The organism is Geodermatophilus sp. CPCC 205506 (genome assembly GCF_051383635.1).
GTDB lineage: Bacteria > Actinomycetota > Actinomycetes > Mycobacteriales > Geodermatophilaceae > Geodermatophilus.
Map to the genome: position 1 here is coordinate 98716 of NZ_JALPKP010000010.1, position 25758 is coordinate 124473.

General features: G+C 74.6%; 28 protein-coding genes and 4 tRNA genes. 26 read left to right on the forward strand and 6 right to left on the reverse strand.

What is annotated here, in order from left to right; genetic code table 11:
- Window position 1: 1 nt before the first annotated feature.
- Window positions 2-853, reverse strand: coding sequence for a class I SAM-dependent methyltransferase (locus MY520_RS08085; RefSeq protein WP_436691574.1), 852 nt, complete (start codon window positions 851-853; stop codon window positions 2-4).
- Window positions 854-1067: 214 nt separating this feature from the next.
- Here MY520_RS08085 and rpsA point away from each other — a divergent pair, with 214 nt between their 5' ends.
- Window positions 1068-2528, forward strand: coding sequence for a 30S ribosomal protein S1 (gene rpsA, locus MY520_RS08090; RefSeq protein ID WP_436691575.1), 1461 nt, complete (start codon window positions 1068-1070; stop codon window positions 2526-2528).
- A gap of 199 nt (window positions 2529-2727) precedes the next feature.
- Here rpsA and MY520_RS08095 read toward each other — a convergent pair whose 3' ends face one another.
- The gene (locus tag MY520_RS08095; protein ID WP_436691576.1) at window positions 2728-2889 is read right to left on the reverse strand and encodes a hypothetical protein; all 162 of its coding nucleotides are present in this window, start codon (window positions 2887-2889) and stop codon (window positions 2728-2730) included.
- 258 nt (window positions 2890-3147) lie between these two features.
- Between MY520_RS08095 and coaE the strand changes: the two genes are divergently transcribed.
- On the forward strand, window positions 3148-3747 hold the full coding sequence (coaE, locus tag MY520_RS08100; RefSeq protein WP_436691577.1) for a dephospho-CoA kinase: 600 nt from the start codon (window positions 3148-3150) through the stop codon (window positions 3745-3747).
- Window positions 3748-3811: 64 nt separating this feature from the next.
- Here coaE and MY520_RS08105 read toward each other — a convergent pair.
- From MY520_RS08105 to MY520_RS08120, 4 genes are all read right to left on the reverse strand, one after another.
- A tRNA-Val gene (locus MY520_RS08105) sits at window positions 3812-3883 on the reverse strand.
- A gap of 46 nt (window positions 3884-3929) precedes the next feature.
- Window positions 3930-4000 (reverse strand) — tRNA-Cys (locus MY520_RS08110).
- Between the two features lie 41 nt (window positions 4001-4041).
- Window positions 4042-4114, reverse strand: a tRNA-Gly gene (locus tag MY520_RS08115).
- 74 nt (window positions 4115-4188) lie between these two features.
- On the reverse strand, window positions 4189-4638 hold the full coding sequence (locus tag MY520_RS08120; RefSeq protein WP_436691578.1) for an SsgA family sporulation/cell division regulator: 450 nt from the start codon (window positions 4636-4638) through the stop codon (window positions 4189-4191).
- Window positions 4639-4774: 136 nt separating this feature from the next.
- Between MY520_RS08120 and MY520_RS08125 the strand changes: the two genes are divergently transcribed.
- From MY520_RS08125 to secF, 24 genes are all read left to right on the forward strand, one after another.
- Window positions 4775-5410, forward strand: coding sequence for a sigma-70 family RNA polymerase sigma factor (locus MY520_RS08125; RefSeq protein WP_436691579.1), 636 nt, complete (start codon window positions 4775-4777; stop codon window positions 5408-5410).
- Entirely contained in the window at window positions 5407-6291 is an 885-nt protein-coding gene (locus MY520_RS08130) for an anti-sigma factor domain-containing protein (RefSeq protein ID WP_436691580.1), read from the forward strand. Before MY520_RS08125 ends, MY520_RS08130 begins: the two co-directional genes overlap by 4 nt.
- Before the next feature lie 14 nt (window positions 6292-6305).
- On the forward strand, window positions 6306-6773 hold the full coding sequence (locus tag MY520_RS08135; RefSeq protein WP_436691581.1) for a TIGR02611 family protein: 468 nt from the start codon (window positions 6306-6308) through the stop codon (window positions 6771-6773).
- A gap of 26 nt (window positions 6774-6799) precedes the next feature.
- A tRNA-Val gene (locus tag MY520_RS08140) sits at window positions 6800-6871 on the forward strand.
- An 84-nt stretch (window positions 6872-6955) separates the two neighbouring features.
- A complete protein-coding gene (locus MY520_RS08145) occupies window positions 6956-7408 on the forward strand; it encodes an HNH endonuclease (protein ID WP_436691582.1) in 453 nt (150 codons plus the stop codon).
- Entirely contained in the window at window positions 7405-7962 is a 558-nt protein-coding gene (locus tag MY520_RS08150; RefSeq protein WP_436691583.1) for an MOSC N-terminal beta barrel domain-containing protein, read from the forward strand. Before MY520_RS08145 ends, MY520_RS08150 begins: the two co-directional genes overlap by 4 nt.
- Window positions 7963-7972: 10 nt before the next feature.
- Window positions 7973-9091: a CapA family protein gene (locus MY520_RS08155; protein WP_436691584.1), complete on the forward strand. Its 1119-nt coding sequence runs from the start codon at window positions 7973-7975 to the stop codon at window positions 9089-9091.
- A 93-nt stretch (window positions 9092-9184) separates the two neighbouring features.
- A complete protein-coding gene (gene thrS / locus MY520_RS08160) occupies window positions 9185-11221 on the forward strand; it encodes a threonine--tRNA ligase (protein WP_436691585.1) in 2037 nt (678 codons plus the stop codon).
- On the forward strand, window positions 11218-11793 hold the full coding sequence (locus MY520_RS08165) for an HIT family protein (protein ID WP_436691586.1): 576 nt from the start codon (window positions 11218-11220) through the stop codon (window positions 11791-11793). The genes thrS and MY520_RS08165 overlap by 4 nt, the downstream gene beginning before the upstream one ends.
- Complete coding sequence (gene pgsA, locus MY520_RS08170) at window positions 11794-12444, forward strand: phosphatidylinositol phosphate synthase (RefSeq protein ID WP_436691587.1); 651 nt, start codon at window positions 11794-11796, stop codon at window positions 12442-12444.
- Window positions 12441-13451, forward strand: a complete 1011-nt coding sequence (locus tag MY520_RS08175) for a phosphatidylinositol mannoside acyltransferase (RefSeq protein ID WP_436691588.1) — start codon at window positions 12441-12443, stop codon at window positions 13449-13451. The genes pgsA and MY520_RS08175 overlap by 4 nt, the downstream gene beginning before the upstream one ends.
- The gene (locus tag MY520_RS08180; protein WP_436691589.1) at window positions 13448-14683 is read left to right on the forward strand and encodes a glycosyltransferase family 4 protein; all 1236 of its coding nucleotides are present in this window, start codon (window positions 13448-13450) and stop codon (window positions 14681-14683) included. The genes MY520_RS08175 and MY520_RS08180 overlap by 4 nt, the downstream gene beginning before the upstream one ends.
- Window positions 14684-14694: 11 nt before the next feature.
- Window positions 14695-15243, forward strand: coding sequence for a hypothetical protein (locus MY520_RS08185; RefSeq protein ID WP_436691590.1), 549 nt, complete (start codon window positions 14695-14697; stop codon window positions 15241-15243).
- A gap of 61 nt (window positions 15244-15304) precedes the next feature.
- Complete coding sequence (gene pdxS, locus MY520_RS08190; protein WP_436691591.1) at window positions 15305-16219, forward strand: pyridoxal 5'-phosphate synthase lyase subunit PdxS; 915 nt, start codon at window positions 15305-15307, stop codon at window positions 16217-16219.
- Between the two features lie 52 nt (window positions 16220-16271).
- Entirely contained in the window at window positions 16272-17396 is a 1125-nt protein-coding gene (locus MY520_RS08195) for a heparan-alpha-glucosaminide N-acetyltransferase domain-containing protein (protein ID WP_436691592.1), read from the forward strand.
- A gap of 109 nt (window positions 17397-17505) precedes the next feature.
- Window positions 17506-18162: a pyridoxal 5'-phosphate synthase glutaminase subunit PdxT gene (pdxT, locus tag MY520_RS08200; protein WP_436691593.1), complete on the forward strand. Its 657-nt coding sequence runs from the start codon at window positions 17506-17508 to the stop codon at window positions 18160-18162.
- 2 nt (window positions 18163-18164) lie between these two features.
- Window positions 18165-18917, forward strand: coding sequence for a YebC/PmpR family DNA-binding transcriptional regulator (locus MY520_RS08205; RefSeq protein WP_436691594.1), 753 nt, complete (start codon window positions 18165-18167; stop codon window positions 18915-18917).
- 84 nt (window positions 18918-19001) lie between these two features.
- Window positions 19002-19934 (forward strand): L,D-transpeptidase family protein, encoded by a 933-nt coding sequence (locus MY520_RS08210; protein ID WP_436691595.1) that lies wholly within the window; start codon window positions 19002-19004, stop codon window positions 19932-19934.
- 118 nt (window positions 19935-20052) lie between these two features.
- Window positions 20053-20619 (forward strand): crossover junction endodeoxyribonuclease RuvC, encoded by a 567-nt coding sequence (gene ruvC / locus MY520_RS08215; RefSeq protein ID WP_436691596.1) that lies wholly within the window; start codon window positions 20053-20055, stop codon window positions 20617-20619.
- Window positions 20616-21257 carry a Holliday junction branch migration protein RuvA gene (gene ruvA / locus MY520_RS08220; RefSeq protein ID WP_436691597.1) on the forward strand — a complete coding sequence of 214 codons (642 nt, stop codon included), beginning with the start codon at window positions 20616-20618 and terminating at the stop codon, window positions 21255-21257. The genes ruvC and ruvA overlap by 4 nt, the downstream gene beginning before the upstream one ends.
- A 16-nt stretch (window positions 21258-21273) precedes the next feature.
- Window positions 21274-22401, forward strand: a complete 1128-nt coding sequence (gene ruvB / locus MY520_RS08225; protein ID WP_436691598.1) for a Holliday junction branch migration DNA helicase RuvB — start codon at window positions 21274-21276, stop codon at window positions 22399-22401.
- Between the two features lie 162 nt (window positions 22402-22563).
- A complete protein-coding gene (gene yajC / locus MY520_RS08230; protein ID WP_436691599.1) occupies window positions 22564-22917 on the forward strand; it encodes a preprotein translocase subunit YajC in 354 nt (117 codons plus the stop codon).
- A gap of 13 nt (window positions 22918-22930) precedes the next feature.
- Window positions 22931-24577 (forward strand): protein translocase subunit SecD, encoded by a 1647-nt coding sequence (gene secD / locus MY520_RS08235; RefSeq protein ID WP_436691600.1) that lies wholly within the window; start codon window positions 22931-22933, stop codon window positions 24575-24577.
- Window positions 24574-25758, forward strand: a 1185-nt coding sequence (gene secF, locus MY520_RS08240; RefSeq protein ID WP_436691601.1) for a protein translocase subunit SecF, incomplete at its 3' end; no start/stop codon positions are given. The genes secD and secF, both read left to right, overlap by 4 nt.

Consider the following 25758-nt stretch of genomic DNA (forward strand, 5'->3'; position numbering starts at 1 on the left):
GTCAGGGGCGGTGGCAGACCAGCACGAGCGTGCCCGGGACCAGCGCCCCGCGCTCCGGCGACCACTGACCCCACTCCTGGGTGCGGCCCGGCGTCCACTCGGGCTCGATCAGGTCCGCCAGCACGAACCCGGCGCCGACCACCGCGCGCACCCAGTCGCCGACGGTGCGGTGGTGCTCGACGTAGACGGTCTCCCCGTCCTCGCCGGTCTCGACGTAGGGCCGGCGGTCGAAGTAGGAGGAGACGATCCGCAGGTCCTCGGGGTCGGGGGAGTCCGGGAGGGGCCAGCGCATCGGGTGGTTGACGGACGCGACGAACCGCCCGCCGGGCCGCAGCACCCGTGCCACCTCGGCCAGCGCCCCCTCGACGTCGGCCACGAACGGCAGCCCGCCGTAGGCCGAGCAGGCCAGGTCGACGCTCGCGGCGGCCAGCGGCAGCGCCCCGACGTCGGCCTGCACCAGCGGGACGTCGATCCCCGTGGCGCGGTTGAGGTCGGCGGCGCGGGCCAGCATCCCCCCGGAGACGTCCAGCGCGACGACGTCGGCCCCCTGCCGGCGCAGCCACCGGGCACACGGAGCCGAGCCGCAGCCGACCTCCAGCACCCGCCGCCCCGCGACGTCCCCGAGCAGGTGCGCCTCGCCCTCCCGCAGCCCCTCCGGACACCAGAGGAAGTCGACGTCGCCGAGGTCGGCCCCGTGCTCGGCGAGGTACGCCGGCGCGGCGGCGTCCCACCACCGCCGGTTGGCGCGCACCGACTCCGCCGCGTCCGCCTCCCGGCGCTCGACGCCGCTCGGCGCCGGGTAGCCGTCGTCGGCCAGGGGGAGGCCGGATGCCGGGGGCAGGGGAGCGATCATGACACGCCGATCGTGACACGCCCGGGGGCTCCGGAGGCGGCGCGACCCAGGTGGACCCGGTGCTGCTGCGCTCCGTACCATGGGGGATGCGCCAGAGGTCTGTCAGTGCTGTGCCCACCGGGGTCCAGCCCGCGCCGGCTCTCCCCGCTCCCCGCGGCAACCCGGCCGCGGGTCCCCTGTCCCTACGCATCCCCCGTCCGGAGCACTCGACCACATGACCTCCACCCAGGTCCGTCCTAACAGCACCCCCCAGGTCGCGATCAACGACATCGGCACCGCCGAGGACTTCCTCGCCGCGATCGACCAGACGATCAAGTACTTCAACGACGGCGACATCGTCGAAGGCGTCATCGTCAAGGTCGACCGGGACGAGGTGCTGCTGGACATCGGCTACAAGACCGAGGGCGTCATCCCCTCGCGAGAGCTGTCCATCAAGCACGACGTCGACCCCAACGAGGTCGTCAGCGTCGGCGACGAGGTGGAAGCCCTCGTCCTCCAGAAGGAGGACAAGGAAGGCCGTCTGATCCTGTCCAAGAAGCGCGCACAGTACGAGCGCGCCTGGGGCACGATCGAGGCGAAGAAGGAAGCCGACGAGGTCGTCACCGGCACCGTCATCGAGGTCGTCAAGGGCGGCCTCATCCTGGACATCGGCCTGCGCGGGTTCCTCCCCGCGTCGCTGGTCGAGATGCGCCGCGTCCGCGACCTGCAGCCCTACGTGGGCCGGGAGCTCGAGGCGAAGATCATCGAGCTGGACAAGAACCGCAACAACGTCGTCCTGTCCCGTCGGCAGTGGCTGGAGCAGACGCAGTCCGAGGTCCGCAGCGAGTTCCTCAACAAGCTCGCCAAGGGTCAGGTCAGGACCGGCGTCGTCTCCTCGATCGTCAACTTCGGCGCGTTCGTGGACCTCGGCGGCGTCGACGGTCTCGTGCACGTCTCCGAGCTGTCCTGGAAGCACATCGACCACCCCTCCGAGGTCGTTGAGGTGGGCCAGGAGGTCACCGTCGAGGTGCTCGACGTCGACCTCGACCGCGAGCGGGTCTCGCTGTCGCTCAAGGCGACGCAGGAGGACCCGTGGCGGCAGTTCGCCCGGACCCACCAGATCGGCCAGGTCGTGCCCGGCAAGGTCACCAAGCTGGTGCCCTTCGGTGCGTTCGTGCGTGTCGACGAGGGCATCGAGGGCCTGGTGCACATCTCCGAGCTGGCCGAGCGCCACGTGGAGATCCCCGAGCAGGTCGTGCAGGTCGGCGACGAGATCCTGGTCAAGGTCATCGACATCGACCTGGACCGGCGCCGGATCTCGCTGTCGCTCAAGCAGGCCAACGAGGGTGTCATCGGCGACGAGGAGCAGTTCGACCCCGCCGCCTACGGCATGGCCGCGTCCTACGACGACCAGGGCAACTACATCTACCCCGAGGGCTTCGACCCCGAGACCGGCGAGTGGCTCGAGGGCTACGACGAGGCCCGGGAGACGTGGGAGCGGCAGTACGCCGAGGCCCAGGCCCGCTTCGAGGCGCACCGCAAGCAGATCGCCGACGCCCGCGCGGCCGACGCGGAGGCTGCGGCCGGTGGCAACTACTCCACCGGTGAGGCCGAGGTCAGCGACACCTCCGGCGGGACCCTCGCCAGCGACGAGGCGCTCGCGGCCCTGCGGGCCAAGCTGGCCGGCGGCGAGTGACCGCACTCGGCTGAGCTGATCGGCTGAAGGGCTGAGGCCCGGGACCCCGTGGGGTCCCGGGCCTCAGTCGTCCCTCCCATCCCCTGGAGGGACGAGGAGAGGACCCGCGCGTGTCCGCGGGGCCTCCCTGTCGGGGGCGGCCCTCCTGCAGGGACCCGCCGCGAGCGTGCGAGGCGACGGGGGGCAGGAGGGCCCGCTCTCAGAGGCTGAGGATGATCGCGAACGCCGTGCGCGGGCGGCCGCCGGAGTCGGCCAGGAACGACCAGGTGTGCCGGCCGGCGGGGGCGGTCGCGGACAGCCAGCGCAGGAAGGCGTTGCGCGGGCGCACGGCCGGGGCGTTGCGCTCGAGTCGCTCCCGCACGGCCGGCAGGTCCGTGACCCGGACGCCGGTGGGGCGGTCGAGCCGGTGCCGGCCAGGACCGCGACGCGTGGCAGCAGGGGACGACGAGGGGGCCGCGTGGGCGGGACGGGACATGGTCGGTTCTGCCTCTCTCGGCGGGGATGAACGCCGAGGCGGACGTTATCCACGGGACGCGTGTGACTGGAGCGACGCGCCGGGCTGGATGGACGGGTGTTACCTGTCCGTGATGGGCCCCCGGGTGCTGGCTACTGTCCGCCCATGCTGCGGATCGGGCTGACCGGCGGGATCGGATCGGGGAAGAGCACGGTGGCCGGCCTGCTCGCCGCCCGCGGGGCCCGGATCGTCGACGCCGACCGCATCGCCCGCGAGGTCGTCGAGCCCGGCACCCCCGGGCTGGCCGCCGTCGCCGACGCCTTCGGCCCGGAGGTGCTGACGTCGGAGGGAGCGCTGGACCGCCCGGCCCTGGCCGCCGTCGTGTTCGCCGACCCCGCGGCACGGGCCCGGCTCGACGGGATCGTCCACCCGCTGGTCCGCGCGCGGGCCGCGGAGCTGGTCTCGGCGGCGCCTCCGGACGCCGTCGTGGTCCAGGACGTGCCGCTGCTGGTGGAGACCGGCCAGGCGGCGGGCTACGACCTCGTGCTGGTGGTGGAGGCCGACCTGGAGACGCGGGTCCGCCGGCTGGCGCAGCGCGGCCTGGCCGAGGCCGACGCGCGCGCCCGGATCGCCGCGCAGGCGACCGACGAGCAGCGCCGGGCGGTGGCCGACGTCGTCCTGGACAACAGCGGCTCTCCCGAGGACCTGGCCGCCCAGGTCGACCGCTTCTGGGCCGAGCGCGTCGGGCCGGCCCTCGGCGCGTGAGACGCGCCCTACCGGCCGGGAACGCGAAGGGCCCCAGGTCGATCGACCTGGGGCCCTGCTGCTGTGGGCGATACTGGGTTCGAACCAGTGACCTCTACCGTGTCAAGGTAGCGCTCTACCACTGAGCCAATCGCCCGTTCCGGTCTGCCGGCCGGCCCGTTCCACCGCTCCCGGGGGAGCCGAGGTGGAGACGGGATTTGAACCCGTGTAGACGGCTTTGCAGGCCGTTGCCTCGCCTCTCGGCCACTCCACCGCACACGGGCGCCGGTCTCGCGACCAGCGCCCGAGGTTCCGAGCGGACGACGGGATTCGAACCCGCGACCCTCACCTTGGCAAGGTGATGCTCTACCAGCTGAGCCACGTCCGCGTTGCTGTCCTACGGGAGAGAACCATACCCGACCGCGAGTGCGGCTCCGAAGGGGGGTCCCTCCTCCGCCTGCGTCAGCGAGCGCCGGGGTCGGCGCCGCCGTTGGACAGCAGGGCGGTCAGTTCGTCGTCCACCGCGAGGACGGAGGCCTCCTCGCCCATGGGGACGATGGTCTCGGTGAGCTGCAGGAACCCGGCCACCGCGCCGCGGGAGAGCTCGAACAGCGCCTCGCCCGAGGGGGCGCGCAGGTGGAGGTAGAGGACGTCGCCGGCCGTGCGGGACGGCCACAGGCGCACGTCACCCTCGCCGGCCGGGCGGTCGAGACTGGACTGCAGCAGCTCGCGCGCGAGCAGCCAGGAGATGCCCTCGCCGCCGTCGGTGCCGCTGTCGCCGAAGGTGATCCGGACGGCGAAGGGGTCGCTGACCTGATAGCTGAGCAGCGCCGGCACCTCGGTCCACGACTGTGGTCCGATCAGGTGGAGGGTGGTGGGGCACGTGTACCCGGGCGTCGAGCGGCTGATCATGACCCGAACAACGACCTTCCCTGAGACGGGTCACGCCGCGGCGTCTGCCGGGCGTGTCCATCCTGTAGTGCCCCCTCCGGGGCCGGCTGAACCGTGGAGCCTCCCCGCGAACGCGGTGGCGTGTGACCATGGACACGTGAGCCGTCCGGCACGGCGGGCCGGGCACGGGCCCGGCGACGCCGACCTCCTGCTGCGGGTGCGCGCAGGGGACGGGGCCGCCCTGGAGGAGCTCTACCTGCGCTACAGCCGCCCGGCGTTCGCCCTCGCCCGGCGCATCCTGGCGGACGACGCGCTGGCCGAGGACGTGCTCCAGGAGGTGTTCCTGGGGGTGTGGCGCGACCCGGCCGCCTACGACCACGACCGCGGCAGCCTCTCGTCCTGGCTCATGGGGCTGGTGCACCACGAGGCCGTCGACGCCGTCCGCCGGGAGGAGGCCCACCGGCGGCGGCTGGGCCGCGCTGACGACCCCGCCGGGGAGCCGGCGTCCGGCGGCGACGTCGAGGAGGACGTGTGGGGGCGGATCGTCGCCGCCCGCGTGCGGGCCGCGCTGGGCGCGCTCCCGGACGCCCAGCGGGAGGCGCTGACGCTGGCCTACTACGGCGGCTACACGCAGCGGGAGGTGGCGGCACTGACCCGGGCACCGCTCGGCACGGTCAAGACACGCATGCTGGCCGGCATGCGACGGCTCCGGGAGGACCTCGGCACGGTCGCCGGCCGCTCGATGGGTGGTGCCCTCCACGACGTCACCCACGTCGACGGGCCGGGCCGGTGAGCGAGCTCCCCGGGGCGCCGCGGCGACCGGACGGGCACGGGACGTTCGACGAGCTGGCCGTCGGCTGGGCGCTGCACGCGCTCGAGCCCGAGGAGGAGACCCTCGTCGCCGCCCACCTGCCCGGCTGCGCCCGCTGCCGGGGCACCGTCGCCGAGACCACCGAGGTCATGGGCGCGCTGGCCGCCGACCTGCCGCCGGCCCGGCCCTCCGACCGCCTGGGCGAGCGGCTGCGCGCGGCCGTCGGGGAGACCGCGCAGCGCGTTCCGGCCGAGCGGCCGCCGGGTCCCCGGCCCGCACCGGAGGGGGACGCCGTCGCCTGGCCGGCCGACCTGCCCGCCGTCGGGTTGCCCGGCTACCCCGTGCCCGACCCCGTCGAGCCGCCGCTGCCACCGACGCCCTGGCGCCGCGTGCTGCCCAGCGCCCTCCTCGCGGGGGCGGTGGCGGCGATGCTGGCCCTGGGCACCTGGAACGTGGTGCTCAGCACCGCGCGGGACGAGGCGCGGGCGGCGGCGGCCGTGCAGGCCGACGTCGTCAACGCGCTGCTCACCCCCGGCCGGGCGACGATCGCGCCGCTGTCCGGGGACGACGGCGCGCCGCTGGCGACGGTGGTCGCCAGGGCCGGCCGGGTGCAGGTGGTCACCCACGGCCTGCCGGTCAACGAGGCCGCGGCGCAGACCTACGTGATCTGGGGCATCACCGGTGACACGCCGGTGGCCCTGGGCACCTTCGACGTGGTCCGACCACAGATGGACCTGCGGACCGTAGGCTCCGCCTCGATCGGTCTCGACGACTACTCGGCCTACGCGGTCAGCCTCGAGCCCGGTCGCCAGGCTCCGTCGGACCCGACGGACGTCGTCGCGCGCGGGGAGGTGACCAGCTGACCGGTCCGGAGACGGTGACCCCTGTCGAGCGGCGAGGGCACCAGACGAGAGAGCAACTGCAGGAGCACTACGGCCACGACAGCCACCGCAGCCTGCGGGAGCGGGTGGCCGGCACCCGCTGGCGCCGTCGGCTGGCCGCGCGCCGCACCGTCGACTCCACCTACCGGCTGGGCGTGGGCATCGTCGGCGGCCTGATCGTCGCCGTCGGGCTGGTCACCATCCCGCTGCCCGGGCCCGGGTGGCTCACCGTCATCGCCGGGCTCTTCGTGCTCGCCACGGAGTTCTTCTGGGCCGAGCGGCTGCTGGAGTTCACGAAGAAGCACGTCAAGGCCTGGACCGACTGGCTCGGCCGGCAGGCGCTGTGGGTGCGGCTGGCGGTCGCGCTCGTGACGGCGGCCTTCGTCTACGGCGTCCTGGTGGTCACCCTGCACATGATGGGCGTGCCCGGCTGGGTCCCGGGGTGGGTGCCGCTCTGGCGGTGAGGGTCTGGCACAATGAACTCCCGCACGGGCGATTGGCTCAGTGGTAGAGCGCTTCGTTCACACCGAAGAGGTCACTGGTTCGAACCCAGTATCGCCCACCCCCGGCAGAGGCCCGGTCCGCGACGGCGGACCGGGCCTCTCCGCGTCTGCGGCGCCGGCCGCGAGCGGGGACCATGGGGTCGATGCCCCCGCGCCGGTCCCCAGCCGTCCCCGCCGGCCAGCACCCGCGGCAGCCCGGTCGCGCCGCCCGGCTGGCGGCCGTGGTGGAGCGCGACGGCGGTACCTGCATCTGGTGCGGCCGCGGCTTCGGGCCCCTCGTGGCGGCGACCACCGAGCACGTCGTCCCGCGGGTCAAGGGCGGCCCGTCCTGGCTGGAGAACGAGGTGGCCGCCTGCCGCCGGTGCAACGCCGACCGGGGGCACCGCCCGCCGGTCGACTGGCTCGAGGAGTGCGAGCGGCGCGGCTGGGCGCCGGACGCACCGCGGCTGGCGCGGGCCCTGGCCGCGCTGGGGGAGGCCATCGAGCGGGTGGGCGGCCAGCGGCGGGCGCGGCCCTACCTCGACGCCCAGCTCAGGCGGGTGCGCCGCCGGTTCCCCGAGGCCGCCCCCGACCGGCGTCGTACGGTCGCCCCGTGACCGACGTCGTGGGCAGCATCGCGCAGGTGACGGTCTACCCGGTCAAGAGCCTCGGTGGCCGGACCGTCGCCGAGGTGGAGGTCTCGCCGGCCGGCCTCGCCGGCGACCGGGCGTGGCGCGTCGTCGACGCGACGACGGGGGAGCCGGTGACGGTCAAGACCACCCCCGCGATGGCCGGCGTCGTCGCCACGGGGGACGACGAGGCCGACACGATCACCCTCACCGAGGTGCTGGGCCGGCCCGTCCGGCTGGAGCGGGCCGCCGGGCCACAGGTCGACGCCGCCGCCGTCCACCTGGTGAGCCGGGCGGCCGTCGCCCGCGCCGCCGCCGGGGAGGTGCCCGAGGGCTGCTCGGCCGACGACCCCCGCGCCAACCTCCTGCTCGACCTCCCGCCCGGCGCCGACGAGCGCGGCTGGGTGGGGCGCACCGTCCGCATCGGCGCCGTCGAGCTGCTGGTCACCCGCACGCCCAAGCACTGCCTGGGTGTCTACGCCGACGTCCGGCGGCCGGGGACGGTGCGCGTCGGAGACCGGGTCGAGGTGGCTCCGCACTAGCGTCGTCGGCGTGCCCAGCTCCAGCCGCCGGCCGGTCGCCGCCGGGGTCCTCGCGCTGCTGCTGGCCGCCTGCGGCGCCGCTCCGGAGCCGGAACCGGAGGCCGCACCGTCCGCGACGTCCGCCTCCGCCCCGCCGGCCCCGGAGTCGGTCACCGTCGTCGCCACCGGCGACGTGCTGGTGCACCAGGACGGCGCCCTGGTCGCGGGGGCCGCCACCGGGGACGGCGGGTACGACTTCACCGGGGTGTTCGCGCCGGTCGCGCCGGTCATCGGGGACGCCGACCTGGCCATCTGCCACCTGGAGACGCCGGTCGCCCCGGCGGGCGGGCCCTACCGCGGGTACCCGAGCTTCGCCGTCCAGCCGGAGGTCGTCGACGCGCTGGCCGGCGCCGGCTACGACCTGTGCACCACGGCCTCCAACCACTCGCTGGACGCAGGCGTCGACGGGGTGGCCCGCACCCTCGACGTCCTGGACGCGGCCGGGATCGCCCACACCGGCACCTACCGCTCGCAGGCCGAGAGCGCGACCCCGGTCGTGCTCGACGTCGCCGGTGTGCGCGTGGCCTCGGTGTCCGCGACGTTCGGCCTCAACGGCGTGCCGCTGCCGCCCGGGCGGCCGTGGGCGGTGGACGTCGCCGACGTGCCCGACGTCGGGGGCGTGCTGGCCGCCGCGGCCCGGGCGCGCGCCGCCGGGGCGCAGATCGTGGTGGCCAGCCTGCACTGCTGCGCCGAGTACGACCACGAGCCGACCGCCGCCCAGGAGCAGGCGGTGCGGGCGCTGCTCGCCTCGCCGGACGTCGACCTGGTGCTGGGCCACCACGCCCACGTCGTGCAGCCGTTCGAGCGGATCGACGGCGAGTGGGTGGCCTACGGACTCGGCAACCACCTGGCCGAGCACTCGACCCGCGGCTACGCCACCGAGGACTCGGTGGCCGCCCGCTTCACCTTCACCCGCGGCGGCGACGGCCGGTTCACCGTCACCCGGGCCGAGGCCGTGCCGCTGCTCATCGACCGCCGTCCCGACGAGGTGCAGGTCGTGCCCGCGGACCCGGCCACGTTCGAGCGGGTGGCCGCGGTGCTCGACCGGCGGGGGGCGCGCGCCGCGGGGCTGGAGATCGTCGCCGGCTAGGTCGGGTGCTCCGGTTCCGGGTGCTCCGGTGGCTACCCTTCCCCTGTCCGGCCGACCCGGCCGGGCCGCACCGATCGACCTCCAGGAGCCCTCGTGTCAGCCGCGCCCACCCCTGCCGCCGCCGCGCCGATCCGGGTGCCGGCCGGGACCACGGCCCTGGACGCGCTCAAGGAGGCGGGGGTGCCGCTCAAGGGTCCCGACGGCGCGGTGGTCGTCCGCGACCTGGCCGGCGGGGACCTCCGGGACCTCGCCTGGGTGCCCGACGCCGACGCCGAGGTGGAGCCGGTGCCCGCGGCCAGCCCCGAGGGCCGCGCGGTGATCCGGCACTCGACGGCGCACGTGCTGGCGCAGGCCGTGCAGGAACTGTTCCCCGGCACGCGGCTGGGCATCGGCCCGCCCATCGAGAACGGCTTCTACTACGACTTCGACCCCGAGCGGCCGTTCACGCCCGAAGACCTCAAGGCCCTCGAGAAGAAGATGACCGAGATCGTCCGTGCCGGGCAGAACTTCGCCCGCCGCGAGATCAGCGACGCCGACGCGCAGGCCGAGCTCGCGCACGAGCCGTACAAGCTGGAGCTGATCGGGCTCAAGGGTGGTGCCGGCGAGGCGGCCGAGGGTGCCGACGTCGAGGTCGGCGGCGCCCAGCTGACCATGTACGACAACCTCGACCCCCGGACCGGTGAGCGGGTCTGGACCGACCTGTGCCGCGGCCCGCACCTGCCGCGCACCAACACGATCCCGGCGTTCAGCCTCACCCGGTCCGCCGCCGCCTACTGGCGGGGCAGCGAGAAGAACCCGCAGCTGCAGCGCATCTACGGCACCGCGTGGGAGAGCAAGGACGCGCACAAGGCCCACCTCGAGCACCTCGCGGAGGCAGAGCGCCGCGACCACCGCCGCCTCGGCGCGGAGCTGGACCTGTTCAGCTTCCCCGACGAGATCGGGTCGGGACTGGCCGTCTTCCACCCCAAGGGCGGGGTGGTGAAGCGGGAGATGGAGGACTACGTCCGCGCCCGCCACATCGAGGAGGGCTTCGACTACGTCGGGACGCCGCACATCACCAAGGCGCACGTCTTCGAGCTGTCCGGCCACCTGCCGTACTACGCGGACACCATGTTCCCGCCGATGGAGCTGGAGAACGCGCAGTACTACCTCAAGGCCATGAACTGCCCCATGCACAACCTGATCTTCCGGTCGCGCGGGCGGTCCTACCGCGAGCTGCCGCTGCGGTTCTTCGAGTTCGGCTCGGTGTACCGGTACGAGAAGTCCGGCGTCGTGCACGGCCTCACCCGCGTGCGCGGGCTGACCCAGGACGACTCGCACAGCTACGTCACCCCCGAGCAGGCCCCCGGCGAGATCCGGCACCTGCTGGCCTTCGTGCTCGGCCTGCTGCGGGACTTCGGCCTCGACGACTACTACCTGGAGCTGTCCACCCGCGGCGACGACCCGGACAAGCAGGACAAGTTCATCGGGTCCGACGAGGACTGGGAAGTGGCCACGAAGGTCCTCGAGCAGGCGGCGCGGGAGACCGGCCTCGAGCTCGTGCCCGACCCGGGCGGCGCGGCCTTCTACGGCCCCAAGATCTCCGTCCAGACCCGGGACGCCATCGGGCGCACGTGGCAGATGTCGACCATCCAGTACGACTTCAACCAGCCGGCCGGCTTCGGCCTGGAGTACACCTCCGCCGACGGCGGGCGCGAGCAGCCGGTGATGATCCACTCGGCGAAGTTCGGGTCGATCGAGCGGTTCTTCGCGGTGCTCACCGAGCACTACGCCGGAGCCTTCCCGGCCTGGCTCGCCCCGGTGCAGGTCGTCGGGATCCCGGTCACCGACGAGCAGGTGTCCTACCTGACCGACGTCGCGCTGAAGCTGAAGGCCCGCGGGATCCGGGTCGAGGTCGACGACTCCGACGACCGGATGCAGAAGAAGATCCGCACCGCCAGCAAGCAGAAGGTGCCGTTCGTGCTCATCGCCGGGGCGACCGACGCCGAGGCGGGGGCGGTCTCCTTCCGGTTCCGCGACGGCAGCCAGCACAACGGCGTCCCCGTCGAGCAGGCCGTCGCGGCGATCGCGCAGTGGGTGGCGAGCCGGGCCAACGCCGACCCCACCGCCGAGGCCCTGGTGGCCGGATGAGCACCGACGCGGAGGAGGGCTTCCAGGTCGCCGTCTCCAGTGACGACGGCGGGCCGGCCACGGTCTTCGAGCACCTGTGGACGCCGTACCGGATGGCCTACATCCGTGGTGAGGGCAAGCCCACGGGCGCGCACGACTGCCCGTTCTGCCTGATCCCGGAGATGGACGACGAGGAGGGGCTGATCGTCGCCCGCGGGGCCCTGGTCTACGCGGTGCTCAACCTGTACCCCTACAACGCCGGCCACCTCATGCTGGTCCCGTACCGGCACGTGCCCGACTACACCGACCTCACCGACGACGAGGTCGCCGAGCTCGGCGCCTTCACCCAGACCGCGATGCGGGTGGTGCGCTCGGTCTCCGGGGCGCACGGGTTCAACATCGGCATGAACCAGGGCTCGGTCGCCGGGGCCGGCATCGCCGACCACCTGCACCAGCACGCGGTGCCGCGCTGGGGCGGGGACACCAACTTCATGCCGGTCATCGGGCTGACCCGCGTGCTGCCGCAGGTGCTGCGCGAGACGCGCGAGCTGCTCTCGCAGCAGTGGCCCGGCGCGCGGGTCCGGGGGGACTGAGTGCTCGGGGTCAACGCGCGGGCGGCCGTCGGCCGCTTCTGGGCACCGGTGGTGGCCTGGCTGCTGCGCGCCGGGGTGACCGCGGACATGGTCACGCTGACCGGCACGGTCGGCGCGGTCGCCGGAGCGGTCGGGCTGATCGCCACCGGGCACCTGTTCTGGGGCGCGTTCACCGTCACCGTCTTCGTGCTGCTGGACATGCTCGACGGCGCGCTGGCCCGCGCCCGCGGCGGCGGATCGGTGTTCGGCGCCGTCCTCGACTCCACGGGCGACCGGGCCGCCGACGCCGCCGTCTTCGGCGCCCTGGTCTGGTGGTTCTCCGGGGCGGGGGACAACCGGCTGCTGGTGCTGCTGGCGCTGCTCTGCCTGGTCCTCGGGGTGCTCACCTCCTACATCAAGGCGCGCGCCGAGGGGATGGGCCTGTCCTGCGACGTCGGCGTCGTAGAGCGCACCGAGCGGCTGATCCTCGTGCTCGCCGGCACCGGGTTCACCGGGCTCGGCATCCCGTACGCCGTGCACGTCGGCCTCTGGGTCCTGCTCGTGGGCAGCGCGGTCACCGTCGGCCAGCGGTTCCTCGCGGTGTACCGGCAGTCCCGCGGCCGGTCGCTGCCCGCCCCGCCGTCGAGCCCCCCTGCCGGGCTGACCCCGTGAGTGACGCGGCGCGGACCGAGCCCGGTCCGGCGGCACCCCCGCTCGCGGTGGTCCCCGGGCGCCCGGGGCTGCGGGCCCGCGCCGGCGCGCGGCTGACCGACCTCGGCTTCGCCGCGGGCTGGGGCGCGGTGACGCGGCTGCCCGAGCCGGTGGCCCGCGGGGCCTTCGACCTCGCCGGCCGCTGGGCCGCGCGGCGGGACGGCCGCGGCGTCCGGCAGCTGCGGGCGAACCTGCGGGTGGCCACCGGCGGGCGGCTGCCGGAGGCCGAGCTGGACGCGCTGACCACCCGGGCGGTGCGCTCCTACGCGCGCTACTGGCAGGAGGCGTTCCGGCTGCCGCGGCTGAGCAGCGACCGGATCGTCGCCGGCACCGAGGTCGTCGGCCTCGAGCACGTGGTGGCGGCGCGGAACGGGGGGCGGCCCCTGGTGATGGTCCTGCCGCACAGCGGGAACTGGGACGCCGCCGGGGTGTGGTTCATCGACCACCTCGACGGCCCGTTCATGACCGTCGCCGAGCGGCTGCGGCCCGAGTCCCTGTACCGCCGGTTCCTGGACTACCGGGAGTCCCTCGGCATGCGGGTGGTGCCGCTCACGGGCGGGCCGCGGCCCAGCACCGAGGTGCTCCGGGAGTGGCTGTCCGCCGGCGGCGTGACCTGCCTGCTGGTCGACCGCAACCTCGGCAGCGGAGGAGTCGAGGTCGAGTTCCTCGGCCGGCGGGCGACGATGCCCGGGGGGCCGGCGCTGCTGGCCTCGCAGACCGGGGCGGCGGTGGTCCCCACCGTCTGCCAGTTCACCGAGCAGGGGTGGCGGCTGGTGTTCTCCCCGGAGGTGCCGGTCGACGGTCCCGGCCGGCTGCGCGACCGGGTGGGGACGGCGATGCAGGGCGTCGCCGACGCCTTCGCCGAGGGCATCGCGCGCCGGCCCGAGGACTGGCACGTCCTCGGCCGCATCTGGGCCGACGTGCCGCCCGACCCGCCGGAGCGGACCCGGCCGGGGCGTGCCGGATGAGGGTCGGGCTGGTCTGCCCCTACCAGTGGGACGTCCCCGGCGGCGTCCAGTACCACGTGCGCGACCTCGCCGAGACGCTGCGCGGGATGGGGCACCACGTGGAGGTGCTCACCCCGGCCGAGCGGGAGGAGTCCCTTCCCGCCGAGCACGTCACCTGGGCGGGGCGCACCGTCCCGGTCCCCTACAACGGCTCGATGGCCAGCGTGCAGTTCGGGCCGGTGTCGGCCGCGCGGGTGCGTCGCTGGCTGCGCGAGGGCCACTTCGACGTCGTCCACGTGCACGACCCGGCGCCGCCGTCGATCGGCCTCCTGGTCTGCATGATCGCCAAGGGCCCGATCGTGGCGACCTTCCACGCGGCCACCATCCGGTCGAAGTGGCTGGCCGCGTGGGGACCGGTGATCCGGCCGTGGCTGGAGAAGATCTCCGGGCGGATCGCCGTCTCCGACTTCGCCCGGCGGGTGCAGGTCGAGCACCTCGGCGGCGACGCGGTGATCATCCCCAACGGCGTGCACGTGGCCGCCTTCGCCGACGGCCCCACCCTGCCCGGCCGCAGCCGGGGTGTCGACGGCCCGACCATCGGCTTCCTCGGCCGCTACGACGAGCCGCGCAAGGGCCTGCCGGTGCTGCTGGAGGCGATGCGCACCGTCGTCCGGCAGCACCCCGGCGCCCAGCTGCTCATCGCCGGGCGCGGTGACCCCGACGAGGTGGGCGACCTGCTCGGCGAGGACCTGCGCCCGCAGGTGGCGCTGCTCGGCGAGCTCTCCGAGGAGGAGAAGGGCGCCTTCCTCCGGTCGGTCGACGTCTACTGCGCGCCCAACCTGCTGGGGGAGTCCTTCGGGATCATCCTGATCGAGGCCCTGGCCGCGGGCGCGCCCATCGTCGCCAGCGACCTGGACGCCTTCGCCCAGGTGCTGGAGGACGGATCGGCCGGCGTGCTGGTCCGGCGCGGCGACGCCCACCAGCTGGCGCTCGCCCTGGGCGCGCTGCTCAGCGACCCGCGGCGGCGGGCGGAGCTGTCGGACGTCGGGCAGCGGGTGGCCGCCGGGTACGACTGGTCGGTGATCGCCCGCCGGATCCTCGCCGTCTACGAGACCGTGGCGCTCCCCGGTGTGGGCGAGGTCACCGCCGAGGACGGCGACGACGAGCTGGACCGGCTGCCCGTCGTCCCGGATGACGAGGAACCGGGCGACGCCCCGATGCGAGCGGCCCTGCGACGGTGGGTGCAGCGCTAGCCTGACCGGCCGTGACCCCCGACGTCTGGCTGCTGCTCGTCCTCGCGGCGGTCCTCGTCCTCCTCGCGGCCTGGTCGGCGTGGACGCTGACCCGACTGCGCCGCTTGCGGGGCCGCGTCGACCGGGCCTGGACGTCCCTGGACACCCAGTTGCAGCGACGGGCGGGGCTCGCCGTCGAACTGGCCCGCGACCACGCCGCGGCCGTGGGGGAGGACCGGGCCGCCCGGCTGGCGGCCGCTGCACGGGAGGCCCGCGGGCCCCGGGGCGGGGACCGGGAGCTCGCCGAGAACGCGCTGGGCCGCGAGCTGCGCGACCTGCCCGGGGACCTGCCGGGGGTGCCGGCCGCGCTGCTGGCGGACCTCGAGGGCACCGCCACGCGGATCGGGCTGGCCCGGCGGTTCTACAACGACGCCGTCCGGGACACCCACGCGCTGCGCACCCGCCGGCTGCCGAGCCTGCTGCGGTTGCACGGCGGCCGGCCGATGCCGCGGTTCTTCGACATCGAGGACGGGCTGCGCGAGGTCACCAGCAGCGCCGCCGGCGGCCGACCGCGCCCGTGACCGTCCGTACGATGGAGCGGTTCCACCCCTCCCGCGCCCCCGACTCCTGAGGCAGCATCCCGTGGCAGAGCACAGCACGACCGACCAGACCCCCGCCGGCACCGGCACCGAGCGGGTGAAGCGCGGCATGGCCGAGCAGCTCAAGGGCGGCGTGATCATGGACGTCGTCACCCCCGAGCAGGCCCGGATCGCCGAGGACGCCGGGGCCGTGGCGGTCATGGCGCTCGAGCGGGTGCCGGCCGACATCCGGGTCCAGGGCGGCATCGCGCGGATGAGCGACCCCGACATGATCGACGGGATCATCCAGGCCGTCTCCATCCCGGTGATGGCCAAGGCCCGCATCGGCCACGTCGTCGAGGCGCAGGTGCTGCAGAGCCTCGGCGTGGACTACATCGACGAGTCCGAGGTGCTCACCCCGGCCGACGAGGCGCACCACATCGCCAAGTCGGCGTTCACCGTGCCGTTCGTCTGCGGCGCCACCGACCTGGGCGAGGCGCTGCGCCGGATCGCCGAGGGCGCGGCGATGATCCGCTCCAAGGGCGAGGCCGGCACCGGCAACGTCGTCGAGGCGGTGCGGCACATGCGCGCCATCCGGGCCGGCATCCGGCGGCTGGGCACCCTGGACGAGACCGAGCTGTTCGTCGCCGCCAAGGAGCTGCGGGCCCCGTACGAGCTGGTCGCCGAGGTGGCCCGGCTGGGCAAGCTGCCCGTGGTGCTGTTCACCGCCGGCGGCATCGCCACCCCCGCGGACGCCGCGTTCATGATGCAGTTGGGCGCCGAGGGCGTGTTCGTCGGCTCGGGCATCTTCAAGTCCGGAGACCCGGCGCAGCGCGCGGCCGCCATCGTGCAGGCCACCACGTTCTTCGACGACCCCGGCGTGATCGCCAAGGTCTCCCGCGGGCTGGGCGAGGCCATGGTCGGCATCAACGTCGCCACGCTGCCCGACGAGGAGCGGTTCGCCACCCGCGGCTGGTGACGCCCGCGCCGCTGCGCAGCCGCCTCCCAGGTCGGGGTCCTACCCTGCCCCGGTGACCGTCGAGCGGGAGCGGGTGGCCGAGCGCGCCGGGCCACCACGCGGGCCGTCCGGTCGGGTCGTCGGCCTGGACGTGGCGCGCGGCCTCGCCGTCCTCGGCATGTTCGGCGCCCACCTGGGGACCACCGGGGACCTCGACTGGTCGCCGTCCACCTGGGCGTCGATCGTGGCCGGGCGGTCCTCGATCCTGTTCGCCACGCTGGCGGGGGTCTCGATCGCGCTGCTGTCCGGCGGTGCCACGCCGGTCACCGGTCCGGCGCTCGGCCGCGCCCGCACCCGCATCCTGGTGCGCGCGGCCTGGGTGTTCGCGATCGGCGGCGTGCTCGAGGTCCTGCACACCTTCGTCGCGATCATCCTCGGCGTCTACGCGGTGCTCTTCGTCCTCGCGCTGCCGTTCCTGCGGTGGTCCCCGCCGCGGCTGCTCCTGCTCGCGGGCGTGATCGCCGTCGTCGGCCCGCCGGTGGTGCTGGAGGTCGGCCAGTGGGCGACGGCGCAGCAGGAGGAGCAGTCGGCGTTCGTCTTCCTCATGGTCACCGGCTACTACCCGGCGCTGATCTGGTGGACGTTCGTGCTGGTGGGCCTGGCGGTCGGCCGGATGGACCTGCGGTCGGCCCGGGTGCGCGCCGGCCTCGTCGCCGGCGGGGTGACCGCGGCGGTGCTGGGCTACGGCGGGGGGTGGCTGAGCGCGCAGCAGGTGGCGGCGGGGCAGCGGGTCGGGGCGGGGCAGCGGTTCGGCGGGATGGAGCTGGGCTTCCCGTTCGAGGACCAGTGGGATCCCGCCTGGTTCGCCGGCGCCGAGCCGCACAGCGGCACCCCGTTCGAGTTGGTCGGGTCGGTCGGCGTGGCGGTGGCGGTCATCGGGGTCTGCCTCGTGCTGGCCGACCTGGTGCCGTGGCCGGTCTTCCCCGTGGCGGCGGTCGGCGCGATGGCGCTGTCGGTCTACACCGCCCAGATCGTGGCCATCTGGCTGCTCGACCTCCCCTACCAGGCCGGGTGGGACGTGTGGGTCCGCTTCACCCTCACCGCGCTGGTGCTGGCCACGGTCTGGCGGCTGCAGTTGGGGCGTGGTCCCCTGGAGCGGCTGCTGACCTGGACGTCGACCCGCGCGGCCGGGCCCTGACCGGCTGATCCGCACCGACGGTGTGCGCGGGGGCGCAGTTCCCCGGCCAGGAGTTGCGCCCCGGCGCACACCGTCTGGGTCCCGCGCCGCCCGCCGTAGCCTGGGACCGATGTCCACCGTCCCCGAGCGCCCCGTCGTCGGGGTCCTGGCCCTGCAGGGCGACGTGCGCGAACACCTCGCGGCCCTGCGGGCGCAGGGCGCCGCGCCGGTGACCGTGCGCCGCCCGGAGGAACTGGCCGCCGTCGACGGCCTGGTCCTGCCGGGCGGCGAGTCGACCACGATCGTCAGGCTGGCGACGCGGTTCGGGCTGCTCGAGCCGCTGCGCGCCGCGGTCCGGGACGGCCTGCCGGTGTACGGCTCGTGCGCCGGGATGATCCTGCTCGCCGACCGGGTCCTCGACGCCCCGCCGGACCAGGAGACGATCGGCGGGCTCGACGTGACGGTGCGGCGCAACGCCTTCGGCCGGCAGGTCGACTCCTTCGAGTCCGAGCTCGACATGGCCGGTCTCGGGGGCGGTCCGGTGCGGGCGGTGTTCATCCGCGCGCCCTGGGTGGAGAAGGCCGGGGCCGGGGTCGAGGTCCTCGCCCGCGTGGTCGGGGGACCGGCCGACGGTAGGATCGTCGCCGTCCGCCAGGGGTGCCTGGTGGCCACCAGCTTCCACCCCGAACTGACCGGGGACCGCCGGGTGCACGCGCTGTTCGTCGAGATCGTCCGCGGTCACCTGGCCGAGCAGGCCGGCGCGGGCGCCGGGGACGAGAGGGGTTAGCCGTGAGCGGCCATTCCAAGTGGGCGACGACGAAGCACAAGAAGGCCGGGATCGACGCCAAGCGCGGCAAGCTCTTCGCCAAGCTGATCAAGAACATCGAGGTCGCGGCGCGCACCGGTGGCGGTGACCCCTCGGGCAACCCCACCCTCTACGACGCCATCCAGAAGGCGAAGAAGAGCTCGGTCCCCAACGACAACATCGACCGCGCGGTCAAGCGCGGCGCCGGCCTCGAGGCCGGCGGGGTCGACTACCAGGGCATCACCTACGAGGGCTACGCCGCCGGCGGGGTCGCCGTGCTCATCGAGTGCCTGACCGACAACAAGAACCGGTCGGCCATGGAGGTCCGCACGGCCATGACCCGCAACGGCGGGTCGATGGCCGACCCCGGGTCGGTCGCCTACCTCTTCTCCCGCAAGGGCGTCGTCGTGGTGCCGAAGGCCGACGGCGTCGACGAGGACTCCGTGCTCATGGCCGTCCTGGACGCCGGCGCCGAGGAGGTCCGCGACCAGGGCGACTCCTTCGAGGTCGTCTCCGAGCCCACCGACCTGATCGCCGTCCGCACGGCGCTGCAGGACGCCGGCATCGACTACGACTCGGCCGAGGCCGGCTTCGTGCCCAGCGTCACCGTCGAGCTCGACGAGGAGGCGGCGGGCAAGGTCTTCCGGCTCATCGACGCCCTCGAGGACTGCGACGACGTGCAGAACGTGTACGCGAACTACGACGTCTCGGACGAGGTGCTGGAGAAGGTCGGCTGACGCTCCGGCACCTCCGTTCCCGTCCGTCACAGACGCACCGCGGGATGAACCGCCGGGACGGCGGCGGGGCCTAGCGTCCGACGGGTGACGGGGGAGTGGGGACGCCGCACGCGCCGCGCCGGCCTGCTCCTGGCACTGGTCGCCGTCCTGATGGGGATCGGTGAGCCGCGGGTCGCCCGGGCGCCGGCTGCCGCCGCCACGCCGGTCGGGACGGTGGCGTCCGTGGCGGCCCTGACCGCCGTGTCGACGTCCGCCGCCGAGCCGGTGGGGCACCGGCCGGGCGTGGGCGTGCTGCCGCGACCGGTGCCGCCCGCCGCCGCGACCGCGGCGACGACGCCGGTCCCGGTGGCCGGTCCCGTGCCGGGATCGGGGCCGGAGCCGGAGCTTGCCGCCGGCCCGGCGCAGCCCGAGCCCGCAGCCGCGCCGGTGACGCTCCCGCTCGGCGTCGACCCCGGGGGCTCGACCCAGGTGGTCACCGTGGTCGCGCCGTCGTCCGGGTCGACCACCGCCCAGCTCACCGCCTGGGAGCTCGGGCCCGCCGGGTGGACGGCGGTGCTCGGGCCGGTCCGTGCCCGGCTCGGCTCGGCCGGCGTCGGCGCGGCCAGCGAGAGCTCGACCCGCACCCCGGCCGGCACCCATCCGCTCACCGAGGCCTTCGGCCGCGCGGCCGACCCGGGCAGCGGGCTGCCCTACCGCGTCGTCGACGACCAGGACTGGTGGGTCTCCGACGTGGCCAGCCCGCTCTACAACCAGCACACCCGCTGCGCGGCGGGCACCTGCCCCTTCGACGAGTCGGTCTCGGAGAACCTGCTGGCGGCGGGGGCGGTGTACGACTCCGCGGTGGTCATCGACTACAACCGGGGTGGCCGGCCCGGCGCCGGCTCGGCGTTCTTCCTGCACGTGACGAACGGGGCACCGACGGCCGGCTGCGTGGCGATCGACCGGGGCAGCCTGCGCACCCTGCTGCAGTGGCTCGACGCGGGGGCCTCGCCGCTGATCGCCATCGGGGTCGGTTGATCGAGGACCTCGGGGCGGTGCCCCCGACGAGGCCGACGGCGTGTTGCGTTCGGACCCCCTGATCGGGGACCGTTACCGTGGCAGTCGAACACCAGTTCGGCGGCGGGAGGATCTGACCATGCGGGTGCTCGGGATCGACCCGGGCCTCACCCGGTGCGGGTGGGGTGTGGTCGACGGGCGACCGGGGTCGCGGCCGGTCGCCGTCGGCGTCGGCGTCGTCCGCACCGCCGCCGAGCTCGATCTGGAGCTGCGGCTGCTGGAGCTGCACACTGCCGTCACCGCCCTGCTACGGGAACACCGGCCCGACGTCGTGGCGATCGAGCGGGTGTTCACGCAGAACAACAAGGGCACGGCCACGGGCACCGCGCAGGCGGCCGGAGTCGCGGCGCTGGCCGCGGCCCAGGCCGACCGCCCGGTCGCGTGGCACACGCCGAGCGAGGTCAAGGCCGCCATCTCCGGCAGCGGCCGTGCCGACAAGGAGCAGGTCACCCTCATGGTCACCCGGGTGCTGGGGCTCGCGTCCCCACCGAAGCCCGCCGACGCCGCCGACGCGCTCGCCCTGGCGATCTGCCACGTCTGGCGCGGCCCGGCCCAGCAGCGACTGCGCGTCGCCGCACTGGCGGGGGGTATCGGCGCGCCGGTGCGCTCCACCACCCTGCCGCGCTGGACGGGGGTGTCCCGGTGATCGCCAGCGTGAGCGGCCGGGTGGCGGCGGTGTCGCCCGACGGTGCGGTGGTCGAGGTCGGCGGCATCGGCCTGTCGGTGCAGTGCACGCCCGGCACGATCGCCCGGCTCCAGGTGGGGGAGGGCGCCCGGCTCTCGACCAGCCTGGTCGTCCGGGAGGACTCGCTCACCCTCTACGGCTTCGCCGACGACGACGAGCGCCAGCTGTTCGAGCTGCTGCAGACGGCCAACGGTGTCGGGCCGCGGCTGGCGCAGGCGGTGCTGGCGATCCACCCGCCGCGGGAGGTGCGTCGCGCGGTGTCGATGGCCGACGTCAAGTCGCTCATGCAGGTGCCCGGCATCGGCAAGAAGGGCGCCGAGCGGCTCATCCTCGAGCTGCGCGACCGGCTGGGCGTGACCACCTCCGACACCCAGCTCGACGGTGCCGCCGCGCCGGCCGGCCTGCCGTCGGTCACCCCCGTGGCGCCGTGGCGCGACCAGCTGTCCGCCGCGCTCGTCGGGCTGGGCTGGACCGGCAAGGAGGCCGACACCGCCGTCGCCGAGCTGTCCCCGGTCGCCGACGAGCAGCTGGCGACGACGGGCGCGGTCCAGGTCGCCGTCCTGCTGCGCCAGGCGCTGCGGATGCTGGGCCGGCCGTGAGCGAACGGGTGACGTCGTGAGCTCCCCGTTCGACCGGTCGCTGCCGGCCACCGAGGCGGGACCGGGCCGGTGGCCGGACGACGCCGTCGACGCGGGGGCCGGTGACGAGGAGCGGGTCGTCGAGTCGGCGCTGCGGCCGCACTCGCTGGCCGACTTCATCGGTCAGCCGAAGGTGGCCCGGCAGCTCGACCTCGTGCTCGAGGGCGCCAAGCGCCGCGGCCGGCCCCCGGACCACGTCCTGCTGTCCGGGCCGCCCGGCCTGGGCAAGACCAGCCTCGCGCTGATCATCGGCTCGGAGCTCGGGACGGCGGTGAAGATCACCAGCGGCCCGGCGATCGAGCGCTCCGGCGACCTGGCCGCGATGCTCTCCAACCTCGGTCCCGGCGACGTGCTGTTCATCGACGAGATCCACCGCATCGCGCGCCCGGCCGAGGAACTGCTCTACATGGCGATGGAGGACTTCCGGGTCGACGTCGTCGTCGGCAAGGGCCCCGGCGCCACGGCCATCCCGCTGGAGCTCAACCCGTTCACCCTCGTCGGCGCGACCACCCGGGCCGGCCTGCTCACCGGCCCGCTGCGCGACCGGTTCGGCTTCGTCGGCCAGATGGAGTTCTACGAGCCGGCCGAGCTGCAGCTGGTGCTGGCCCGCAGCGCCGCCCTCCTGGGCGTCGAGCTCACCGAGGAGGGCTCGGTCGAGATCGCGAGTCGCTCCCGCGGCACCCCGCGGATCGCCAACCGGCTGCTGCGCCGGGTGCGTGACTACGCCGAGGTGCGTGCCGACGGCCGGGTCACCCGCGAGGTCGCGGTGGCGGCGCTGGCCCTCTACGACGTCGACCACCTCGGGCTGGACCGGCTGGACCGTGCCGTGCTCGAGGCGCTGGTCATGCGCTTCGGCGGCGGGCCGGTCGGCGTCGCGACCCTCGCCGTCGCGGTGGGGGAGGAGCCGCACACCGTCGAGGAGGTGTGCGAGCCGTTCCTGGTGCGGGCCGGGCTGCTGGCCCGCACGCCCCGCGGGCGGGTCGCCACCGAGGCCGCCTGGCGCCACCTCGGGCAGCCGGTGCCGCGGGGCGGCGTGCCCCTCGGGAGGGTCACAGCGGACCCACCGGCCCCGGGATCGTCGTCAGAGACGCTGTTCGACGCATAGACTGCGGAGCGCTGGCGCGCAACCCGTCCGGCCGCGGCCGCGCGCGTCCCGCCCGGTCGCCACGCCCGGATGCCCCTGCGCGCCGCAACCGACGCACCCGAGCGGTCCCGTCCCGGACCGCACCCACCGCGGCGCCGCCCGCGGTAGAGAGGCACATCAGTCGTGGAGCAGTACTTCCCGCTCGTCCTCCTGGCCCTGGCCTTCGTCCTGCTCATCGTGCTGCCCGCACGGCAGCGCAAGCGGGTGCAGGCCCAAGCCCAGGCGATGCAGGAGTCGCTGTCGCCGGGCACCCCGGTCATGACGACCGCCGGGCTGCACGGGACCGTCGTGCGCCTGGGTGAGGACACCGTCGACCTGGAGATCGCCCCGGGCGTCGTCGTCACCTTCGCCCGGCGGGCCGTCCTCGAGGTGCGCACGCCCGCGGTCGCCGGCCCCGCCGCCGACTCCGGCCCGGCGGTCCCGGGCGACGGCGCCAACGGCCCGGCCGACGGCGGCCCGGCCGACCGCGCCCGCTGACCCGGAGCGTCCTGTGGCCCAACGCCAACTCCCCGCGCGCCAGTACTTCGGCGCGTTCCTGCTGATCGTCGCGGTCCTGTACGGCCTGGTCTTCCTCACCGGCGACACGCGGACGCCCCAGCTCGGCCTCGACCTGCGCGGCGGGACCACGGTGACGCTCGCCGCCCGCACCCCGGACGGCCAGGCACCCGACCCGGAGGACCTCGAGCTCGCCCGCCAGATCATCGAGCAGCGCGTCAACGGCCTCGGCGTGGCCGAGGCCGAGGTGGTCACCGAGGGCGACTCGAACATCGTCATCTCCGTCCCCGGGGACGACGGCGAGCAGGCGCGCGAGCTGGGCCAGACGGCGCAGCTGCGCTTCCGTCCGGTGCTGGCCGGCCCCGAGCCGGCGGCCCAGGCCGAGGACGGCGCGGAGTCCACCGACGGCGCCGAGCCCACGGACCCGGCCGCGCCGACCGACCTGGCCGCACCCACGGACTCCGCGGCCCCCACGGACCCGGCCACGCCGACCGACCCCGCAGCGCCCTCCGACGGCGCCATCGCCGATCCGGCGCTGGACCCGGACGCCCCCGCGGTGACCCTGGAGCAGGCGCAGCAGGCATACCTGACGCTGACCTGCGGCGGGGAGAGCACCGGGGCGGTCGACCGGCCGGAGGACCACGTCGCGGTCTGCTCGGAGGACGGCGAGTCCAAGTACGTCCTCGGCCCGGCCATCCTCGAGGGCACCGACATCGTCGATGCCAGCGCCGGCACCCAGCAGACCACCGGCGAGTGGGTGGTCCTGCTCGACTTCAACGCCGACGGCCGGGAGATCTGGGCCCAGTACACCGCCGACAACGTCGGCAAGAACGTCGCCTTCACCCTCGACGGCCGGGTGGTCTCCGCGCCCACCATCCAGGGCGCCATCAACGGCCAGACGACGATCACCGGCCAGTTCGACCAGGCGAGTGCCGAGCAGCTGGCCAACCAGCTGCGCTACGGCGCGCTGCCGCTGACCTTCACCCAGGCGACCGCGCAGTCCATCTCCACCGAGCTCGGCGAGGAGCAGCTGGAGGCCGGCCTCATCGCGGGGGCGATCGGCATCGCGCTGGTGTTCCTGTACTCGCTGCTCTACTACCGCCTGCTCGGGCTGGTCATGATCGCCAGCCTGCTGCTGTCGGCGGTGGTGGTCTACGGCGTCCTGGTCGTGCTGGGCCGGGAGATCGGCTTCACGCTGAGCCTCGCCGGCATCGCCGGGTTCATCGTCTCCCTCGGCATCACCGCCGACTCGTTCGTCGTCTACTTCGAGCGGCTCAAGGACGAGGTCCGCGAGGGCCGGACGCTGCGCTCGGCCGTGCCGCGGGCCTGGGTCCGTGCCCGGCGCACCATCCTCTCGGCCGACGCGGTCAGCTTCCTCGCCGCGGCGATCCTCTACTGGCTGGCCATCGGTGACGTGAAGGGCTTCGCCTTCACCCTCGGCATGTCCACGGTGCTCGACCTGGTCGTGGTCTTCCTCTTCACGCACCCGCTGATGGAGGTCCTGTCACGGTTCCGGTCCTTCGGCAGCAGCCGGTTCTCCGGGCTCGGCCGCGTGGAGCACACCCGCCGGCCGGCGAGCGCCCGGTCGGCCGCCGACCGACAGCTCGTCGGCGCCGGCAGCACGAACAGGAGCGAGTCATGACCCGCGGCGACGCGACCACGCCCGAGGACGAGCGCGCCACGTCCGTCGACGAGGAGGACCTGGCCGACGCCGGCCTGCCGCAGGAGGGTGCGCCGCCCGCGGCAGCGCCGGCCCGGCGACGTGGCCTCTCCGGACTGGGACACCGGCTCTACAACGGCGAGGCCGGCCTGGACGTGGTCGGCAGGAGCCGGCTGATCTACAAGATCACCGCCGTCGTCGTGCTGCTCTGCCTGCTCTCGATCGTGTTCCGCGGCTTCAACTTCGGCATCGACTTCGCCGGGGGCAACAGCTTCCGGCTGCCGGGGACCGAGCAGCAGCTCGGCGAGATCCGCGAGGCCGCCGAGGACGCCGGCGCCGACGTCGCCAGCGCCCAGATCGTCGGCGGCAACACCGTGCTGGTCCGCACCGGCGCGCTCGACAACGAGGCCGAGCGCGCGGTCGTCGACGCGGTCGCGGACGCCGCCGGCATCCAGGCGAACGAGGTCAGCCCCGAGTCGGTGAGCGCCGAGTGGGGCGACGACATCACCGACCAGGCGATCTTCGCGCTGCTCGTCTTCCTCTTCGCCGTCACGCTGTTCCTGGCGGTGCGGTTCCAGCTGAAGATGGCGATCGGGGCGATGGCGGCCCTGGCGCACGACATCATCGTCACCGCCGGCATCTACTCGCTGATCGGCTTCGAGGTGACCCCCTCGACGGTCGTCGGCTTCCTCACCATCCTCGGCTTCTCGCTGTACGACACCGTCGTCGTGTTCGACAAGGTCGACGAGAACACCAAGGGCCTGGAGCGCAGCGCCCGCATGACGTGGAGCGAGGCGGCCAACCTGGCGGTCAACCAGACGCTCATGCGGTCGATCAACACCTCGATCATCGCGCTGCTCCCGGTCGCCGGCCTGCTCTTCGTCGGCGCCGGTCTGCTCGGGGTGGGCACCCTCGAGGACCTCGCGCTGGTGCTCTTCGTCGGTCTCGCCGCGGGCGCCTACTCCTCGATCGTGCTCGCGACCCCGATCGTCGCCGACCTCAAGGAGCGCGAGCCGGAGGTGCAGGCACTGCGCAAGCGGGTGCTGGCCCGCCGGGCCTCCGAGGCGCGGCAGGGCGGCGGCCGCCCGGCCGCCGGCCCGGCACCGGTGGCCAGCGCCCGGCGCGCCCGGGGCGCGGCCCGTGGCCCGGCCGGGGTGGCGTTG

Coding starts and splice junctions, on each gene's coding strand:
- MY520_RS08085 (WP_436691574.1), bottom strand. CDS start 853: ATGATCGCTCCCCTGCCCCCGGCATCCGGCCTCCCCCTGGCCGACGAC.
- rpsA (WP_436691575.1), top strand. CDS start 1,068: ATGACCTCCACCCAGGTCCGTCCTAACAGCACCCCCCAGGTCGCGATC.
- coaE (WP_436691577.1), top strand. CDS start 3,148: ATGCTGCGGATCGGGCTGACCGGCGGGATCGGATCGGGGAAGAGCACG.
- MY520_RS08120 (WP_436691578.1), bottom strand. CDS start 4,638: ATGATCAGCCGCTCGACGCCCGGGTACACGTGCCCCACCACCCTCCAC.
- MY520_RS08145 (WP_436691582.1), top strand. CDS start 6,956: ATGCCCCCGCGCCGGTCCCCAGCCGTCCCCGCCGGCCAGCACCCGCGG.
- MY520_RS08165 (WP_436691586.1), top strand. CDS start 11,218: ATGAGCACCGACGCGGAGGAGGGCTTCCAGGTCGCCGTCTCCAGTGAC.
- MY520_RS08180 (WP_436691589.1), top strand. CDS start 13,448: ATGAGGGTCGGGCTGGTCTGCCCCTACCAGTGGGACGTCCCCGGCGGC.
- pdxT (WP_436691593.1), top strand. CDS start 17,506: ATGTCCACCGTCCCCGAGCGCCCCGTCGTCGGGGTCCTGGCCCTGCAG.
- ruvC (WP_436691596.1), top strand. CDS start 20,053: ATGCGGGTGCTCGGGATCGACCCGGGCCTCACCCGGTGCGGGTGGGGT.